16 protein-coding genes and 2 pseudogenes are annotated in these 16,439 nt (G+C 72.2%); 7 read left to right on the forward strand and 11 right to left on the reverse strand.

Going from position 1 to position 16,439, the window contains the following annotated elements; all coding sequences use genetic code 11:
• Nucleotides 1–38: 38 nt before the first annotated feature.
• The 5 genes from AC3CH1_RS35310 to AC3CH1_RS35330 all read right to left on the reverse strand — a co-directional run bounded on the left by AC3CH1_RS35310 (nt 39) and on the right by AC3CH1_RS35330 (nt 4,224).
• Nucleotides 39–395 (reverse strand): DUF2620 domain-containing protein, encoded by a 357-nt coding sequence (locus AC3CH1_RS35310; protein ID WP_488466606.1) that lies wholly within the window; start codon nt 393–395, stop codon nt 39–41.
• Between the two features lie 70 nt (nt 396–465).
• Complete coding sequence (locus AC3CH1_RS35315) at nt 466–852, reverse strand: PRD domain-containing protein (RefSeq protein WP_488466607.1); 387 nt, start codon at nt 850–852, stop codon at nt 466–468.
• 94 nt (nt 853–946) lie between these two features.
• Nucleotides 947–1,885 (reverse strand): GntR family transcriptional regulator YhfZ, encoded by a 939-nt coding sequence (gene yhfZ, locus AC3CH1_RS35320; protein WP_488466608.1) that lies wholly within the window; start codon nt 1,883–1,885, stop codon nt 947–949.
• A 79-nt stretch (nt 1,886–1,964) separates the two neighbouring features.
• The gene (locus tag AC3CH1_RS35325) at nt 1,965–2,177 is read right to left on the reverse strand and encodes a hypothetical protein (RefSeq protein ID WP_488466609.1); all 213 of its coding nucleotides are present in this window, start codon (nt 2,175–2,177) and stop codon (nt 1,965–1,967) included.
• A 148-nt stretch (nt 2,178–2,325) separates the two neighbouring features.
• Entirely contained in the window at nt 2,326–4,224 is a 1,899-nt protein-coding gene (locus AC3CH1_RS35330) for an RICIN domain-containing protein (protein WP_488466610.1), read from the reverse strand.
• A gap of 217 nt (nt 4,225–4,441) precedes the next feature.
• Here AC3CH1_RS35330 and AC3CH1_RS35335 point away from each other — a divergent pair, with 217 nt between their 5' ends.
• Nucleotides 4,442–5,104, forward strand: a complete 663-nt coding sequence (locus AC3CH1_RS35335; RefSeq protein ID WP_488466611.1) for a TetR/AcrR family transcriptional regulator — start codon at nt 4,442–4,444, stop codon at nt 5,102–5,104.
• A gap of 137 nt (nt 5,105–5,241) precedes the next feature.
• Nucleotides 5,242–6,101: pseudogene (locus AC3CH1_RS35340) on the forward strand (LysR substrate-binding domain-containing protein).
• On the opposite strand, the gene AC3CH1_RS35345 reads toward AC3CH1_RS35340, so the two are convergent.
• Nucleotides 6,090–7,157, reverse strand: a complete 1,068-nt coding sequence (locus AC3CH1_RS35345; protein ID WP_488466820.1) for a MerR family transcriptional regulator — start codon at nt 7,155–7,157, stop codon at nt 6,090–6,092. The pseudogene AC3CH1_RS35340 and the gene AC3CH1_RS35345 overlap by 12 nt on opposite strands.
• A 93-nt stretch (nt 7,158–7,250) precedes the next feature.
• Here AC3CH1_RS35345 and AC3CH1_RS35350 point away from each other — a divergent pair, with 93 nt between their 5' ends.
• Complete coding sequence (locus AC3CH1_RS35350) at nt 7,251–8,783, forward strand: alpha/beta hydrolase (protein WP_488466612.1); 1,533 nt, start codon at nt 7,251–7,253, stop codon at nt 8,781–8,783.
• A gap of 46 nt (nt 8,784–8,829) precedes the next feature.
• On the opposite strand, the gene AC3CH1_RS35355 is transcribed toward AC3CH1_RS35350, so the two are convergent.
• Entirely contained in the window at nt 8,830–9,240 is a 411-nt protein-coding gene (locus AC3CH1_RS35355; protein WP_488466613.1) for an Ohr family peroxiredoxin, read from the reverse strand.
• A 114-nt stretch (nt 9,241–9,354) separates the two neighbouring features.
• Between AC3CH1_RS35355 and AC3CH1_RS35360 the strand changes: the two genes are divergently transcribed.
• The gene (locus AC3CH1_RS35360; RefSeq protein ID WP_488466614.1) at nt 9,355–9,843 is read left to right on the forward strand and encodes a MarR family winged helix-turn-helix transcriptional regulator; all 489 of its coding nucleotides are present in this window, start codon (nt 9,355–9,357) and stop codon (nt 9,841–9,843) included.
• A 27-nt stretch (nt 9,844–9,870) separates the two neighbouring features.
• Here the strand turns inward: AC3CH1_RS35360 and AC3CH1_RS35365 are convergent, their stop codons facing one another.
• Complete coding sequence (locus AC3CH1_RS35365) at nt 9,871–10,416, reverse strand: TetR/AcrR family transcriptional regulator (RefSeq protein WP_488466615.1); 546 nt, start codon at nt 10,414–10,416, stop codon at nt 9,871–9,873.
• A 92-nt stretch (nt 10,417–10,508) separates the two neighbouring features.
• The gene (locus AC3CH1_RS35370; protein ID WP_488466616.1) at nt 10,509–12,017 is read right to left on the reverse strand and encodes an MFS transporter; all 1,509 of its coding nucleotides are present in this window, start codon (nt 12,015–12,017) and stop codon (nt 10,509–10,511) included.
• Between the two features lie 153 nt (nt 12,018–12,170).
• On the opposite strand from AC3CH1_RS35370, the gene AC3CH1_RS35375 reads away from it, so the two are divergent.
• A complete protein-coding gene (locus tag AC3CH1_RS35375; protein ID WP_488466617.1) occupies nt 12,171–12,782 on the forward strand; it encodes a hypothetical protein in 612 nt (203 codons plus the stop codon).
• Nucleotides 12,783–12,870: 88 nt separating this feature from the next.
• On the opposite strand, the gene thpR is transcribed toward AC3CH1_RS35375, so the two are convergent.
• Nucleotides 12,871–13,500, reverse strand: coding sequence for an RNA 2',3'-cyclic phosphodiesterase (thpR, locus tag AC3CH1_RS35380; protein WP_488466618.1), 630 nt, complete (start codon nt 13,498–13,500; stop codon nt 12,871–12,873).
• Between the two features lie 222 nt (nt 13,501–13,722).
• Here thpR and AC3CH1_RS35385 point away from each other — a divergent pair.
• A pseudogene (locus AC3CH1_RS35385) lies at nt 13,723–14,748 on the forward strand (aminoglycoside phosphotransferase family protein); the annotation flags it as partial.
• A gap of 25 nt (nt 14,749–14,773) precedes the next feature.
• Here the strand turns inward: AC3CH1_RS35385 and AC3CH1_RS35390 are convergent.
• The gene (locus tag AC3CH1_RS35390) at nt 14,774–15,700 is read right to left on the reverse strand and encodes a LysR family transcriptional regulator (protein ID WP_488466619.1); all 927 of its coding nucleotides are present in this window, start codon (nt 15,698–15,700) and stop codon (nt 14,774–14,776) included.
• Between the two features lie 85 nt (nt 15,701–15,785).
• Between AC3CH1_RS35390 and AC3CH1_RS35395 the strand changes: the two genes are divergently transcribed.
• On the forward strand, nt 15,786–16,397 hold the full coding sequence (locus AC3CH1_RS35395) for a helix-turn-helix domain-containing protein (RefSeq protein WP_488466620.1): 612 nt from the start codon (nt 15,786–15,788) through the stop codon (nt 16,395–16,397).
• Nucleotides 16,398–16,439 lie beyond the last annotated feature (42 nt).

The following is a 16,439-nucleotide window of genomic DNA, read 5'->3' on the forward strand; positions in this document are numbered from 1 at the left end:
CTCCTTGGTGCCCGGGATGATGGTGAAGGAGGCTGTGATCAGCCGCGGGCCGCGATGGCGCGGGCCATCAGCGGGGCGATGACGTCGATCTGGTCCATCGAGAAGCCGAAGGCCTTCTTGCCGTCGGCGAGGAGGGCGGCGATCGCGTCCTCGGTGGGGACGCTCCGGCCGAAGGTGTGGCAGGAGGCGCTGCCCAGGAGGCCGACGAGCACGCCCAGCGACGCGCCCGCGCCGGTGTGGCAGGTGCCCAGGTAGTAGTCGGCCTGGCCGACCCGCAGCTTCATCGCGGCGTCCATGTCGCTGGAGGGGACGACATCGAGGGAGTCGATGCCGAGCTTGCCGATGGTCTGGGTGACCTCGACCTTGCCGACTCCACCGGTGAGGATCTTCGTCATGGCTGTTCTGCTTTCTACGTGTTCCTGCGGGGCGTACGGGGAGAGGCGACGTACGGGGAGAGGCGACCGGTCAGGCCGCGGGGGCGGGCGGGGCGTTCCGGGCCAGCACGGCCAGGTGCATGCCGAGGAAGTTGATCTCGGACTCGGGGAGAGCGGCCCCGAGCTCCCGCTCGGCCCGTGCGGCGACCGCCCGGGCGCGGGCGACCGCTTCCGGATGGTCCGCCAGTTCGGCGGCGACCTGGTCGTCGGTGAGGAACTGCTCGATCGGCTCACCGTTCAGCAGTCGGCCGATGGCCATCATGAGATGGCTGGTCAGCATGGAGGCTGTCTCCTCGGTGACGAGGAGCCCCTCGGCTTCCAGGGCGGCGAGTTCGGCGGCGACGAAGTCGGCCACCTCGGGTTTGACCTGACCGCCTTCGCGGAACAGCTGGATCCGCAGTGCGAGCTGGGCGTCCATGACGATCCTCCTCAATCAACAATAACCAGGATTCTGTATTTTCGAGGTGTGCGGCGCTCCGGAGCATCCACCTCGCGGGGGCCGGGCCGGCGGGTCAGTACGAGGGGACGCGTTCCCCCCGCAGTACCTCACTCTGTAGCCGTGTCACCGTCGACAGGTCGAGCGACTCGCGGACGGCGGCGAGAGCCTTGGCTCCCTCGGTCCGGCCGATCACGGCGGCGGTGGAGTTGCGCAGGGCCAGCTCCCGGGTGACCTCGTCGCCGAGCGGCAGCACGTCGACGCCGAGCCCGAGCCGGTCCTGCGCCTCGTCGAGGTTCCAGACGGTCGCGTCCACCTCGTTCCGGGCGAACAGATCGTGCAGCTGCATGTAGGAGGCCTCCCGCCACTCGATGTCCTCCCGGCCGGCGAACACGCGCTCCACGAGCATGCGCAGATCCTCCGAGGCGTGGTCGATGGCCACCCGGAGCCCCGGCGCGGCCAGGTCGACCCCGTGCCGTACGAGCATGCCGTGTGCGCCGACGTAGGTGGCGGGGCCGAGGTCGGCCACCAGCTCCACCGGATGCTCGGCGATCAGCTGGTCGGCGGCGAAGCGCGACAGCACCACCAGATCGACCTTGCCCTCCAGCAGGGCGGCGGTGCGGGCTCCGGCGCCCCGCATGAACGTGATCGCGAACGGCGCGCCCGCCTCCTCGAAGGCGCTGCGCAGTCCGGTCGCCAGCCCCTCGTACCTACGGGAGTAGGGGAGCGGCATGGCGGCGAGCAGGGTGCCGAGGCCGGACAGCCGCCACAGGACGGTGCGGTCCGAGCGGACCAGGAAGGTCCCCAGGTGGCCGCGCGCGGTCGTGGAGATCGCCCCTGCCTCTTCCAGCAGCTGGAGGGCCGCCTGGACGGTTCCGTTGCCGCAGCCCAGCTCCTCGGCGAAGTCGCGCACGCGGGGCAGCCGGGTGTCCGGCTCGTGATGCAGGAGCAGGACGGCCAGCTGCCGGGCGGCGAGGCCGTTGCGCGTGAGGAGTCGGTCGTCGAGGTCGTTCACGGATCAAACAGTAAACAGGATTCTGGATACTGGCAAGGGTCGCGTTACCGGGCCTGAGGGGGACGGCCAGAGGCCGGCCTCAGTCCGGCAGGGGGACGCGGATGACGGGGTCGAACGGGTGCTTGTTGAAACCGCTGCGCACGTTGCGACAGCCCGGCGCCTGGCACATGAAGAACTCGTCGACGCTCCGACGGCCCGTCCGACCGCGGAGCCAGGTCTTCTCGTCGGTGGTGAGGGAACGGTGCTGCTCGTCGGAATCGCACGTGTAGCAGTACATGGCGCGGGCCGGCACGGGGCCTCCTGAAGCGGGCGAACTGGCAGAAGGCGAAGCATATGAGGACGCGTCGGCCGTGGGCGGTGTACGGCGCGCCCGACCCGGTCGGTGTCGGCACCGCAGCGGCCCCCCCGTCCGGAGAGCCGCTGCGGTCCGGACGCCCGCGTCAGCGGGTCAGGGCGAACGCCTGGGCCGGGGAGCCGGAGCACGGCTGCTGCGAGAGCCCGGCCCCATTGGCTGTCGAGGAGTTGACGACACCGAGGCACTTGCCGCTGTGGCGGGCGACGAAGCGGTACTGCCCGCCGGCGCCCAGGGCCTCCGGTCGCCACTGCTGGTTGAGGCCGCCCTCGTAGGACCACAGGTGCACCTTGGTGCCGTCGGCGGTCGCCCCGGAACCGCCGTCGACGTCCCAGGCCTTCGCGTTGTGCCGGTTCACCACCTGGTAGTGGCCGCCGTCCGTCGGCCGGAACTGCCAGCCCTGGTTGGCCCCGGCCCCACAGGCCCACTGCTGCAGCGCGGTGCCGTCGCCCGTACCCCAGTCGGCCGCGTCGAGGCAGGCCCCGCTGTTGCCGTTCCGCACCTGGTACCAGGCCGCGGGGTCGATGGAGCCCGCGGGCGGGTCCGTCGTCCCGCCGGTCCCGTCCCAGGTGAAGGTGGCGACGGCCCCGGCGGGCAGGGTGTACGCGAGTGACTTCCCGTGGTCGGTCAGGGAGAAGCGCTGCGCTCCGGAAGCAGTGTTGACGACCACGGCCGCGCGGCTGCCGTCGGTGTTCTGGAAGGCGATGTTCCGCACCCCTCCGGCGCCCTGACTGGTGGAGCCGATCCGTGTCGCGCCCGCCTCGACGAACTTGGAGACATGGCCCAGGACGTAGAACTCGGCGTTACGGGTGACCTGACCGCCGTTGATCTCGACGATGCCGTTGCAGCGGTCGGTGCAGTGACCCTGGTGGGGGCCGCCGTCTTGATCGAGGGCGAGGTTCCAGTTGATGACCGTCTCGCCGCCGTTGCGCATGTTCTGCACCACGAGGTTCTCGGCGTGCCACGTGAGCGTGTCGCCGAACGTCGTCGCCGGGTTCGCGCTGTCGGTGCCCGAGCACTCCGTGAAGAAGACCCGCTTCCCGGCGTCGGCGATCTGCTTCTGCGCCGCCGGCGCTCCGCCGTAGCAGTGGAACGCGGCGCCGATGATCCGCTGGATGCCACCCGTCCGCGCGAACACGTCGAGCGGGTAGTTCGGATGATCCCAGTTGTGGTCGTAGGCCAGGATGTTCGTCGGCAGGTTCGCCGCGGTGAGCGCCCCGTCCAGCACCCGCAGGAATTCCGCCTGTTGGGCCGAGGTCATGCTCATGGACGGATAGCTGGTCGCGAACTCCGGCTCGTTCTGTGCCGTGAGGTCGGTGAGGGTGATGCCCTCCTGGCCGTACGCCCTGATCGCCTTGACGAGGTAGTCGGCGTACGCCTGATAGTGCTCGGGCCGCAGACTGCCGCCGTTGAGCGAGTCGTCGGTCTTCATCCAGGCCGGCGGCGACCACGGGGAGCCCATGAAGCGGATGGCCGGGTTGATGGCCGTGGCCTGCTTCAGGACCGGGATGATCTGGCTCCGGTCCCGGTCGATGGAGAAGGCGCCCCGGGTGTCCTCGTACGTGTAAGCGTTGCCGTTCGCGTCGAAGTCGGTGCTTCCCAGGGGCTGGCGAAGGTAGTTGAGCCCGATGCCGTCGCCCTCCGTGGAGAACAGCGACCTGAGCACCGCTGTGCGCTGCGTCTGGGGGAGGCTCTGGAGGAGATGGGCCGACGCGCCCGTCACCGATGCCCCCGCACCGGTGAACCTCTGGCCCTTCTCCGCGGCGTCGATACGGATGTCGACCGCCTGCGGGGTCCCGGTGAAGGGGATGCTCCCTTCCGGGGTGAGCTTCTTGGAGCCGTCGGGAGTGGTGACCCACACCTGTGCGGCCGGGTCGGCCGCCCGGGCGGTACCGACGGCGCCGTCGACGCCGAGGGCGGCCACGGCGAGGACGAGTGCGGCGGCTGCCGCGCGCGCTAGGGAACGTGGGGGAGCGGAGCTTGGCATGGTTGCGGCTCTCCTTGGGTTCGTTCCTGCTGACAGGTTGCTCCCCGGCCGGCGGAGGGCGTGGCGGACGCCGCGCTCCGGGCGGGCCGGTCACAAGAAGGCGGGACAACGGCATGAAAGCACAGCTACTAAGTGGTTAGTAAGTAGTCTGCTCGCGTGTTCTTTCCCGTTGCCCGGAGGATCTTCGCCGGGGCCTCGGCAGGCTTAAGGTGAACCGGTGAGCAACCAGTCAGTGGGCAGGCCGACGCGCGGTCCGGCCAAGCCCCGCACGCCGCGCAGCCCGGAAGCCCGGCAGCGACAGCAGGACATCCTGGCCATCGCCATGGACACCTTCGCCGCCCGTGGGTACAACAACGCCTCGCTCGCCGAGATCGCGGACCGGGTCGGCCTCACGCAGGCGGGGGTGCTGCACTACTTCCGTTCCAAGGCCCTTCTCCTCACCAGCGTCCTCGAACTGCGCGACCGGAGAGACATTGAGCACCTCGGCCCCGACCGCCCGCAAGGGCTGGACTTCCTGCGTCACCTGGTGGACACCGCACTGCGCAACGCGGAGCGCGAGGGCATCGTCCGGCTGTACGCGGTGCTCTCGGCGGAGTCCGTCACCGACGACCATCCGGCCCAGGACTACTTCCGCGACCGCTACCACGGGCTGCGCGCCTTCGTCGCCGACGCCCTGCGCGAGGCCTGCGAACCGGCCGCAGAACGGGCGGAGTTGACCGCCAACGCGGCCAACGCCATCATCGCGGTCATGGACGGCCTGCAGGTCCAGTGGCTCCTGTCACCGGAATCCGTGGACATGGCCGCATCGACCGATCTCGTGGTCACTTCGCTGCTGGCCACCCTCGATCCCGGGCGCTTCGGCCCGCACCCGGCAGGCTGACCCATCCCGGCCGGGCCGGTCGCCTACTCCGGACCGTTGCGTGCGGCGAGCCTCAACAGGACCCCGACCAGGGCGGGTTCGAACCCGAGAGCCGTGAAGGTGAGCGGCGGCGCGCCCCGCCGTTCGATCTCGACGCGGTGGAAGGCCAGGAGGAGGGAGGCGCTGCTCGTCCTGCGGGGACCGGTCACCTCCCGCCGCACCACCGCGTCCCGCGCGGTCCGCTGCTCGTACGCCTCCCGCGAGGCGTACGGCTCACCCCCGCGGGGCGGGTACTGCACCGGCACGCCGTGGACGTGCTCGACCGCCTGGCCCGGGCCGAGCGGGACCTGACCGTGCTGCACGCCGGAGGCGGCGGGCCCCTGCACACCGGCGCGTTCGCCACCGCCGACATCGCACTCCTGCCGACCGTGCCGCGCGCCCTCGAGGACGCCCGGCCGGGGATCGACGTGGTGGCCTCCGAGAACCCGACCGGCACGCTGATGCGGCGACTGGCGGACGGAACGCTGGACCTCGCCGTCGTGAGCGACTACCCCTACGGCCTTCCCCCGGCCGACGGGACCACCACCACCACCACCGTGCTGTGCGAGGACGAACTGCTCGTCGCCCTCCCGCGCCGACACCCCTGGCGGCGGCCGAAGCCGTCGACCTGTACGAACTCCGTGACGAGACCTGGATCCAGAGCGCCTACGCCGACCGAACCACGATGCTCGCCGGCGCCTGCGCCCGAGCGGGCTTCACCCCGGGGAAAGTGATGCGGATTGCCGGGTGGGCGGGCGAGTTCGGCTACGCGGTCGCCGGGCTCGGCGTGGCCCTGGTCCCCTCGCCGGCGGCGCCGGCGGTGCCGGGCGAACTCGTCCTGCGACCCCTCACCGACCCCGCCATGCGCCGGACCGTGCACGTGGCACTGCCCGACACGCCGCTCCCGGCGGCCCTGGCCCCGCGGGAGTGTCTGATCGGGGCGGTCGCGGACCAGGAACGGCTCCGCTCACCGGGGTGAAACGGCCCGTGCCCCGTCCCGTACGCCCGTTCCGGGCGAGGGTGCGACAGAACCGCGCCGCTCCCGCACGTCGACGCCGTCCATCGCCCCCAACTGCGCGTCCAGGGAGGCCAGGAGCCAGTCGTGCGCGGAGCCCGGAGTCGGCTCGGGGCGGCCGCCGGGAGCACTGATCACCTCGGCCGTCAGGTCCCAGTAGCGGTCGATGCGCGGATCGTCCGCGAGCCGGCCGGCCAGCACGCGGCGGAAGGCCGCCGTGTCGGGGGCGCCGTACGTGCTCGCGTACGCGTCCACGAAACCGTCCAGCGCCTCGCCGGGACAGGGCTCCGCATCGCGGCGCAGCTCCCCGCCCGCCAGGTCGTAGGCCTCGGCGAGACCCGCGTACAGCACGGCCGACGCGCGGGCCCCCGTGACGCCGTGCGCCCGGGGTTGGCAGGAGCCACCGCCACCACCGCCCCCGCACGGACGGGTCACGTAGGCGTGCAGCCGTGCGAAGGCGAGGACCTGGTCCGGTCGCGGGGCGTCGGGCAGGTCCGGCACCGCCGCCTCCAGGAACGCGGTGACCGACCGACCGGGCATGCGGGGCGGCAGCCACGCACGCCAGAATCGGGCCAGCGAGGCGGTACTCGGCGGGGCGGCGACCGCACCGACCAGCCGCAGCCGGTCGGGCCGTTCGGCCGGCGGGCTCTCCTGTACCAGCCTGAGCGCGGCCTCCCGCCAGCGCAGCGCGGCGAGCTCGGAGCCCAGGGAGCGCAGCCGGCCGGCCACGGCCTCCTCCAACGCGCCACCCTCCCCGGCCCCGTCGCTGCGCTCGCCCTGCTCGTCCTGCTCGTCGAGGATGCGGCGGACCTCGGGAACCGGCAGGTCGAGGCCGCGCAGGGAGCGGATCATGCGCAACCGCTCCACCGCCTCCGGGGCGTACCTGCGGTGCCCGCCGGCGCTGCGGGACGCCTCCGGAAGCAGCCCTCGATCCGAATAGAAGCGGACGGTCTTGACGCTCACGCCCGTCTGCTCGGCCAGTTCGCCGATGGTGCACAGACCGTCGTACGACGAGAACACTTGAACCTCCACCAGGGGGAGTTCCTACGGTAACGGCGAGCGCTGCCGGGAGATCGGGCCGGGGCGCGGAAGACACCGTGACGAGGAGGGACCATGACTGTATTCATCCTGGTGGCCGGGGCGTTCACCGGACCCCACGTGTGGCGGGACACCGCCGCTCGGCTGACCGCCGACGGCGCCGAGGTGCGAACGGTGGCGCTCACCGCGCTCGGCGGACGCCCCGCAGCTCCCGGCGAGGCCGTCGACCTGGAGACCCATGTCGCGGACGTGCTCGCGGTGATCGACGCGGTGGCGGCGGAGGCCGCCGACCCGGAGATCGTGCTCGTCGGCCATGACTACGGCATCCACCCGGTGCTCGGCGCGGCCGACCGGAGGGCAGGGGCGATCGCCCGAATCGTCTACCTGGACGCCGGGATGCCGCGGGACGGAGTCCCGGCCCTGGCCGCCGTGCCCGACCAGCGTGTGCGTGAGGAAGTGGTGGAGCGTGCCGCCGAGGGCGGGGAGCCGGGGGCCGGCGGTGAGCTGCCGCCCCCGGCCCGGGACGGGTGGTCCCGTTGGGGGAGCACCGCCGGTCTCTCCGGGGCGGCGCTCGACGGACTCACCGCCCTCGCGGCACCGCAGCCGCTGGGCACGCTGCTCCAGCCGTTGCGGCTCACCGGAGCCGTGACCGACGTGCCCGTGACCGGGGTGCTCTGCACCGGCAACGGACCGGGCGTCGAGATGCTCCAGATCCTGGTGGACGTCGGCGACCCGGCGCTCCGGTCGCTGGCCGAGACCCGGGTGCCCTTCCTCGAACTGCCCACCGGGCACTGGCCGATGCTGTCCTGCCCCGCCGCGCTGGCCGAGACCCTGATGGAGGCCGCGTCCGGCGGGGGGCAGCGGCTGGCCGCCGCCGACGCCTCCCGTACGCCCGCCCATCTGCGGCCGTTCCTGCTCGACGTGCCGGAAAGGCCCCGCGAACGGACCGGGAACACCGACCTGTACCTGCCGGACGGCCCGGGCCCGCACCCGGCCGTGGTCTTCGTGCACGGCGGCCCGGTGCCCGCCGACGCACGGCCCACGCCCCGGGACTGGCCGACCCTGGCGGGATACGCACGCCACGTCGCCGGGCAGGGAGTCGTGGGCGTGACGCTCGACCACCGGCTGCACGCCCTGACCGACTACGAGGTGGCCGCCGGGGACGTGGCCGACGCGGTGGAGCGGGTGCGCGCCGATCCGCGGGTGGACGCGGACCGGATCGTCCTGTGGTTCTTCTCGGGCGGAGGCCCGATCGTGGCGGACTGGCTGACGGACCCGCCGCCGTGGCTGCGCTGCGTGGCCGCGAACTATCCGATCCTCTCGCCGCTGCCGTGGTGGGGGCTGGGCGACACCCGTTTCCACCCGGTCCGGGCGGTCTCCCGGGCCGGTCGCCTTCCCGTCGTGCTGGTCCGGGCGGAACGCGAGAGTGCCGAGATCGCCGCCACCGTCGAGGAGTTCCTGACCGAGGCCACCCGCTGCGGAGCGAACGTCGAGGTCATCGACGTACCGGAGGGGCGTCACGGCTTCGAGACCCTGGACCCGACCGACGGGGCGCGCGAGGCCGTGCACCGCGCGGTGGGCGCGGTGCTGGCCCGCTTGAAGGGGTGACGTCTGGATGAGGACGAAAGGGAGTGGGTGGCCAGGGGCGGGGCGACTACTCGATGACCAGCTCGACGTCGATGTTTCCCCGAGTGGCCTTGGAGTACGGGCAGTAGGCGTGGGTGGCCTCGACCAGCTTGCGCCCGGCCTCGCCCGCGAGGGCGTCCGGGAGTTCCACGCGCATGACCACCGAGAGCCCGAAGCCGTCGCCGTCCTTGCCGATGGTGACCTCGGCGGTCACGGACGCGTCCTTGGTGTCGACCTTCATCTCACGACCGACCGCGGCCATCGCGCCGGCGAAACAGGCGGCGTAGCCGGCGGCGAAGAGCTGCTCGGGGTTGGTGCCCCGGCCGTTGCCGCCGAGAGCCGGAGGCAGGGCGAGGGGCAGGTCGATCTGACCGTCCGAGCTCACGGCACGGCCCTCGCGGCCGTTGGCGGTGGCGGCGGCGGTGTACAACGCGTCCATGGGTGGTGACCCTCCACTGGAGCCCCGACCGGGATGGTCGCGGCGACGAAATAAAGATCGCACACAACTAAGTTGTGCACAACTGAATGGCGTGGTCGGCGGTACGCTGGTTCCATGACCACTGCTCCGGGCGCCTCGCCCGATCTCTCCGGCGTCCCCGACGCGGAGCTGCTGCGACTGGACCACCAGGTCTGCTTCTCGCTGCACTCCGCGTCGCGCGCGTTCGGCGGCTTCTACCGGCGGGCTCTCAAGGACCTGGGCCTCACGTACTCGCAGTACCTGGTCATGCTGGTCCTGTGGGAGCACGGCCCCCAGCCGGTCAAGGGCATCGGGGACCGCCTCCAGCTGGACTCCGGAACCCTCTCGCCGCTGCTGAAACGGCTGGAGACGGCCGGACTGGTCCGGCGCGAACGCAGCCGCGAGGACGAGCGGTCCGTACTGATCGACCTGACCGACGAGGGCGCGCGCCTGCGTGAGCGCGCGCTGTCCGTCCCCCGCGGCGTGCTGGACGCCACCGGCCTGTCCCTGGACGAGGTTCTCGGGCTGCAGGAAGTCCTGGGCCGCCTCACCGCCGCTCTGGGCGAGGCGGCCGACGCCTACTGAGCGGCCAAGGGCCGGCGTGGCCGGTGATCAGCTGTCGCGGTGGGGCAGGGCGTCGGCTATGCGGTCGGCGACGGCCCGCCGCATCTCGGGGTCCAGCCGCTCCGAGGTCAGGGATTCGTACAGCCACAATCCGTCGGCCGCGAGGCGGACGATGAACCGGTCGAGCGCGGCCGGATCCTCGGCCGCCGACGCCGGGGGCGGCGCCCACCGTTCCGTCACGGCTTCCCACACGGCCGCGTGCGCGGGGTTCGTCGAGCCTTCGAGCATCAGCAGGAGCTCGGCCCGTGTGGCGCTCTGGATGGCGACCCGGGTGTATGCGGCGAGTCGTTCCTCCCGGGTGGCCTCGGCCGCGGACTTCCCGGCCGCCGCGACCAGGTCGGCTTCCCACCGGTCGGCCAGATGCTGGTGGATCGCCCGGACGAGGTCGTCGCGCGAGGCGAAGTGGTAGAGGAGGCCGCCCTTCGTCAGGCCCGCCTCCGCGGCGACGGAGTCGAAGGTGACGCTCTTGACGCCTTCACGTTGTACGACACGGGTGGCGGCTTCGAGGATCTGGATCCGTTTGCTGGTGCGCATGGGTGGCTCCCGGTGCCGTCGGGTCGATGGTGTCCCGGACTCGGTGGTGTGCCGAGCCCAGGGGCGTACGGAGCTGAGCGGGGTACGGCGCTTCAGTGGTGTGCGGGGCCGGACAGCGCCGAGCCGGGGCCGTGGCGGCGCAGCAGCACGCCGGTCGCGAGGGCGCCGACGGCGAGAACGGCGGCGACCACGATCATCACGGCGAGGTACGCGCCGTCGAACGCCTCGGACGCCGCGGTGACCAGCGCGTCGTTGGCCCCCGCCCCCTCGCCGGCCAGGGCGAGCGCGCTGTCGAGGCTGTCGCGCGCCCGGTCGGGCACCCCGGCGGGGAGGTTGATGGTCGCGGAGTACACGGCGGTCAGCAGGCTGCCGAGGAGGGCGACCGCGACCAGGCTGCCGAACTCGTAGGAGACCTCCTCGACGGACGAGGCCATGCCCGCCCTGCGGGCCGGGACATTGCCCATGATCGCGCTGGAGGCGACGGACATGGCCGCGCCGAGGCCGCTGCCGGTGATGATCAGCCCGGTGACGAGGAGTCCCATGCTGGTGGCGAAGTTCGTGAGCACCAGCACGGTGCCGACGGCGCCCAGTGCGAGCCCCCCGGTAATGAGGGGCAGCAGCCCCACCCGGTGGAGGATCGCGCCCCCGAGCATCGCGGTGGGGAACGCGCCCACGGCGACGGCCGCGACGAGGAATCCGGCCCGCAGCGGGGTGAAGCCCTCCACGAGCTGGAAACGCTGGGTGGTGACGAGCTGGATGCCGGCGATGGCGAAGAGGGCGAATCCGGCGGCCAGCACCCCCGCGAGGAAGGCCCGGTTGCGGAAGATCGCGAAGTCCAGCAGCGGGTAGGGCAGTCGGTGCTGACGTCGGGCGAACGTCCATCCGCCGACCGCGGCCGCGAGGACGGCGGCGGCGATGAGGGCCGGAGCGGGGTCGGTCCTCGCCGTCTCCTTGATCGCGATGACGAGGCCGACCAGGGCGACGAGCGCCAGGAGCGAGGAGAGAAGGTCCCAGCGCTTGGAGGGGTCCGGATCGTTCGGCGGGGCGACGAACAGCGTGGCCACGACCGCCGCGAGGACGACCGGGATGTTGATGATGAAGACCGATCCCCACCAGAAGTGCTGCAGCAGGATCCCGCTGATGATCGGCCCCAGCGCGCTGCCCACGACCGCCATGGTGCCCCAGACCGCGATGGCCATGTTGCGCTCGCGCTCGTCGTCGAAGGTGACGCGGATCAGGGCGAGGGTGGCGGGCATCATCGCGGCCGCGCCGACGGCGAGGAAGGCCCGCGCGGCGATCAGGGCCTCCGGGCTGGTGGAGAACGCCGCGACGAGCGAGGCCGCACCGAAGACCACGAGACCGATCAGGAACATCCGCCGGTGTCCCACCCGGTCACCGAGCGTGCCGCTGCCCAGGAGCAGGCCGGCCATCACGACCGGATAGGCGTTGATGATCCAGAGCCCCTCGGAGCTGCTCGCGCCGAGATCCTCCACCAGCGTCGGCAGCGCCGCGTAAAGGATGGAGTTGTCCAGCGTGATCAGCAGGAGCCCCGCGCTCACCACGGCCAGGAGCAGCCAGCGCCGCTTCGTGCTGATGGTCATCCCTGATGAGCCTCACTGTGAGAACCGCCCCGATCTTCATAACTGTACCTTATGAAAAGTATAGTTATGGGGCGCGAATGACAGGTGAATCTGTCATAAATTGAGGCGACAAATATAATTGCCCACATGTTCAGTGACAGCTAAAATTGTCACATGGACGATGCGAAGACGATCCCGACCCCTGATCAAAGCGATGAGAACTTCTGGGCCACGGTCCTGACCCCGGTGGACCCGGCATGGATCGAGCCCCGCGACGACGACACGTTCGCCATGGACGAGCAGGTGCTCGAAGCGGTCCGGTCACTGGCGGAACGGATCTCGACGCGCGCGCTCGCCTACCGCGCGGCCGGCAAACCCTTCGACGCCGCCCTCATGGCCGCGCCCGATGTGCAGCTGGCGATGGTGCGGTCGCTCTACGAGGCCAAGCGGTCCGTCGACCGGCTGGCCGAGAGCGCGGCCACCGTCGCCGGACGCGGTGGATCCAGCTACGCGCAGCTCGGCGCGGCCTGGGGTGGCATCAAGCGTCAGTCGGCGCGGGTCAAGTGGCCGCACGCGGTGCCCAAGAAGTCCGCCAGCGAGTCCATTCCCCTTCACTACGCGGGCGGCGACGCCGTGATTCACCACGATCCGGGCGCCGACGCCTGGTGGTACACCGCCACGGGCGCGGACTTGCAGGAGGACGAGTCGGAGGCCGTCCACGGCACATCCGCCGAGGCCATCGCGCGGGCCACCGAGTTCCTGCTGTCGCACGACCGGTCCGCGTGAGACGGGGCAGCGCGAGCGGCGTGCGTAACTCGGAACCGCGTGCCACGGGACCGTGACCGTGCGTCCGCCGTGGGAGTGCGGCGGACGCTCAGGTTCCGTCCGCACCGTGGTGGAAGTCCCAGGCGTCGATGTCGCGGTAGTGGATCGGCCCCGGGCCTCGGCCGATGTTGCTGCCGACCAGGTGGAGCCGGACCGCATCCCAACTCCGGCCGGTGAACGCGGTGAGCCCCGCCGCGGCCTCCACCGTGGCCCTGTGGTCACCCCGGCGGGACCGGGCCAACGTCAGATGGGGCCGCAGGGGCCGCTCGGGGAAGGAGACACCGCACTCCCTGACGAGGGCGCGTACGTCGGTGGCGAGGTGGTGCAGCCCCGCGAGGTCTCCCGTGACCCCGGCCCACAGGACCCGCTCGTCGAAGTGCCCACCGCCGTGCAGCGCCAGCCGCAGGGGACGTCGCCGCGCCGCGAGCCCGGCGAGCGGAGGCATCAGAGGCGGGACGGCCCAGACCGGCAGCTCACCGAGGAACGCCAGGGTGATGTGCCAGTCGTCGACGCGGTTCCACCGCATGCGGGGATGGGCGTCGTAGGCGGGGCGCAGCGCCTGCGCCAGCTCGTTCTTCGCGTCGTCGGGCGGGGCGAGAGCCAGGAACACGCGGGTCGTCGCAGCCCGGACGCGTTCGTCCACAGGGGGACCGGTCACGGCTTCGAGCGGTTCGTTCACCTGCCGTACCGTACGTGCCGGCCATGCCCCCGCCGCAACGCGGGGCCCGATGCCGGACCCGGGCGCGGGCCGACGTCGTACGGAACGCCGCGATGCGCCCCGGAGGAGCGCCTGAACCCGCGCGGGCGGCACGCAGAAGAGCGTCTCGACCCAGGGCGCTCCACGGGGTCGGCGGCCGGGCATCCCCCGGTCAGAACAGGACCCCCGTGCGAGGATGAGCGCATGAGGCGGCGACTGCCCTGGGGGGACGAGTTACGGACCGGACTGGGCGCGCCCGGACGTTCCCGGCGGCTGAGCAGCAGCCCGCGCTCACGGGTGTGGCGGGTAGAGACGGCCGGGGCGCCGGTGGTGGTGAAGCAGGTCGTCGACGGCCCCGACTCCGATGAGCGGTACGCCCGTGAACTGGCCGCGTTGCGTCTCGCCGCCGGAGCCGACCCGGCCGTGGTCCCCGCACTCCTGGGCGCCGCCCCCGACGACCGGGTGCTGGTCCTGGAACACCTGGACCACCGACGACCCTCCGGCGACTGGATCGCGGACTACGCGGCGGCACTGGCCCGGCTGCATGCCGTCGCCCGTCCCGAGCACGCCGGAGTGCTGCCCCGTTGGCAGGGCCCGGACGCCGCCGACGCCGCCTCCTTCCTCCGGCTGGCCGCCGCTCTCGACGCCCCCGTCCCTCCAGGCGTGCCCGGCGAGCTCGACGACCTCGTGCACCGGCTCGCCCGGGCTCCCGGGCACGCCCTGCTCCACGGCGACCCGTGCCCCGGCAACGACCTGCACACCACCGGCGGGACCCGGTTCATCGACTTCGAACAGGCCTCACTGGGCAGCGGGCTGGTGGAACTCGCCTACCTGCGCATCGGCTTCCCGACCTGCTGGTGTGTCACCGCGGCCCCGGCCCCGCTACTGGAACGGGCGGAGACCGCCTACCGCACGGCATGGCGCACCGAGACCGGCGACCAACTCCACGGCGACCTCACCGACTTCTGCGCCGGCTGGCTGATCCGGGGTGACGCACTGGTCCAGCGGGCCCACCGCGAAGGCGCCGATCACCTGGCCCGGATCCCGGTCCGCGACTGGAAGTGGGGAACGGTGACGGCCCGTCAACGCCTCGTCCACCGGCTCGGTGTCGTCGGCGGCATGACCGCCGGCCGCGATGGTCCCAGCGGACTGGGCGCCCTCTGTACGGACATGCGCCGGCGGATGCTCGCCCGCTGGCCGGGGCTCCGGCCCGTCCCGCGCGACGCCCCTGACCGAGCCGGTTCGCCGTGCGGCGTCAGCGGGCCCAGCCCGGTGTCCAGGCGTCGGCCGGCGGCGTCGGCCGTACCTGCGCGAGGTACCTGCGCAGCGCCGCCAGAACCGGGTGCGGATTGCCCGTCCGGTACAGGAAAACGTGCGGATAGACCGGAGTCGGACCCACGACCGGGATCCGCCGCAGGTCGTGCGAGGCCGGCCACACGTATCGGTCCCGGGAGCCGACGAGGGTGGCCAGCGCGTCGGAGTCGGCGATCGAGTCCATCAGAGCCTCGGTCCCGAAGTCGGGCCCCACGGCGTCGATGCGCAGACCGAAGTCCTCCGCGAGCCGGTCGTAGTAGGCGGCCCACTCGGTGCCCTGCTTGATGCCCGGGATCCAGATCCGGTGCCCGGCCAGGACCGCCGGCGCCAATGACCGGGCGGAGGCCAGCGGGTGGCGCGGTCCGACGAGGAGCTGCAACGGATCGTCCAGGACACGCTCGGCGCTGATCCCGTCGGGCGGCGCGCCCGCGGGCACGGCGCGGAAGGTCGCGTCGATCTCGCCGGCCCGCACCGCCTCGGCCGCCCCGGTCGCGTTCGCGTCCGCGAGCGTCACCACGTCGAGGTCCGTGCCGGGGTGGGCCTGGTAGAAGCTCCGTACGGCCAGCGCCGGGGCGATGCGCCGGTGGAGCACGTCCACACGCAGCACCCGGTCCCCGGGGCGTACCGAGGCGACGGCCCGCTCCACGGCCCGCAGCACCTCACGGGCGTGGGGCAGGAAGGCCTGCCCGTCCGGAGTGGGGCGCGCTCCCCGGGCGCCGCGGACGAACAACGTCACCCCGAGCACACGTTCCAGGCCCGCCACGCGCTTGGAGACGGCCTGCTGACTGATGCGCAGGTCCACGGCGGCTTCCCGGAACTGCCCGGTCTCCGCGACGGTGACGAACGTGCGCACGGCTTCGATGTCCACACCCTGAAGCCTAGGTGCCCACAACCGTTGGTTGTGGCTCCCCGACCACAGGTGTGCCTTGCCCTAACGGCATAAACTCATGCACATGACGCAAGAAGATGGTGAGCTGGACAGTCTGGTGCGCAAACGTATCCGCGCCCTGCGCGTGGCCCAGGGCTGGTCCCTGGAAGAGCTCGCCGCCCGTGCGAAGGTCAGCCAGTCCACGCTCAGCCGCATCGAGAACGGCAGGCGCCGGCTGGCCCTGGACCAGCTGGTCACGCTCGCCCGTGCCCTGGACACCTCCCTCGACCAGCTGGTCGAGACGGCCTCCGACGACATCGTCTCCAACCCGATGATCGACGGGGCCCACGGTCAGCTGCGGTGGCCCATCAAAGCGGAACCCGGCATGACCGTCATCCGTCAGCGCGTGACCGAGCCACCGCCCGACAACCCCTCCCGGCTGCGCGCCCATCCGGGGCGCGAGTGGCTCGTCGTCCTCTCCGGCACCGCGATCCTGCTCCTGGGCAACCGGCGCCTGCGGATCGAGACGAACCAGGCGGCGGAGTTCCCGACGATGCTCCCGCACGCGATCGGCGCCGAGGGCGGGCCGTGCGAGCTGCTGGGCATCTTCGACCGGGACGCCCGCCGTGGCCATCAGCGCGGCGAAGGCGTGGAGAGGACGAACCGCCCGGCCCCGCCCGGGCGGAGCCTTTCGTGACACGTGCGGGGCGGCGCGTCCGAGCGCCTGCCGTACGGCCGG

The organism is Streptomyces sp. MGP-P1 (assembly GCF_057766565.1).

Excerpts from the sequence above, each read along its gene's own strand:
- AC3CH1_RS35370 (WP_488466616.1), bottom strand. The coding sequence starts at position 12,017 with ATGACCATCAGCACGAAGCGGCGCTGGCTGCTCCTGGCCGTGGTGAGC.
- AC3CH1_RS35315 (WP_488466607.1), bottom strand. The coding sequence starts at position 852 with ATGGACGCCCAGCTCGCACTGCGGATCCAGCTGTTCCGCGAAGGCGGT.
- AC3CH1_RS35330 (WP_488466610.1), bottom strand. The coding sequence starts at position 4,224 with ATGCCAAGCTCCGCTCCCCCACGTTCCCTAGCGCGCGCGGCAGCCGCC.
- AC3CH1_RS35375 (WP_488466617.1), top strand. The coding sequence starts at position 12,171 with ATGGACGATGCGAAGACGATCCCGACCCCTGATCAAAGCGATGAGAAC.
- AC3CH1_RS35395 (WP_488466620.1), top strand. The coding sequence starts at position 15,786 with ATGACGCAAGAAGATGGTGAGCTGGACAGTCTGGTGCGCAAACGTATC.
- AC3CH1_RS35365 (WP_488466615.1), bottom strand. The coding sequence starts at position 10,416 with ATGCGCACCAGCAAACGGATCCAGATCCTCGAAGCCGCCACCCGTGTC.
- AC3CH1_RS35310 (WP_488466606.1), bottom strand. The coding sequence starts at position 395 with ATGACGAAGATCCTCACCGGTGGAGTCGGCAAGGTCGAGGTCACCCAG.
- AC3CH1_RS35355 (WP_488466613.1), bottom strand. The coding sequence starts at position 9,240 with ATGGACGCGTTGTACACCGCCGCCGCCACCGCCAACGGCCGCGAGGGC.
- AC3CH1_RS35350 (WP_488466612.1), top strand. The coding sequence starts at position 7,251 with ATGACTGTATTCATCCTGGTGGCCGGGGCGTTCACCGGACCCCACGTG.
- AC3CH1_RS35360 (WP_488466614.1), top strand. The coding sequence starts at position 9,355 with ATGACCACTGCTCCGGGCGCCTCGCCCGATCTCTCCGGCGTCCCCGAC.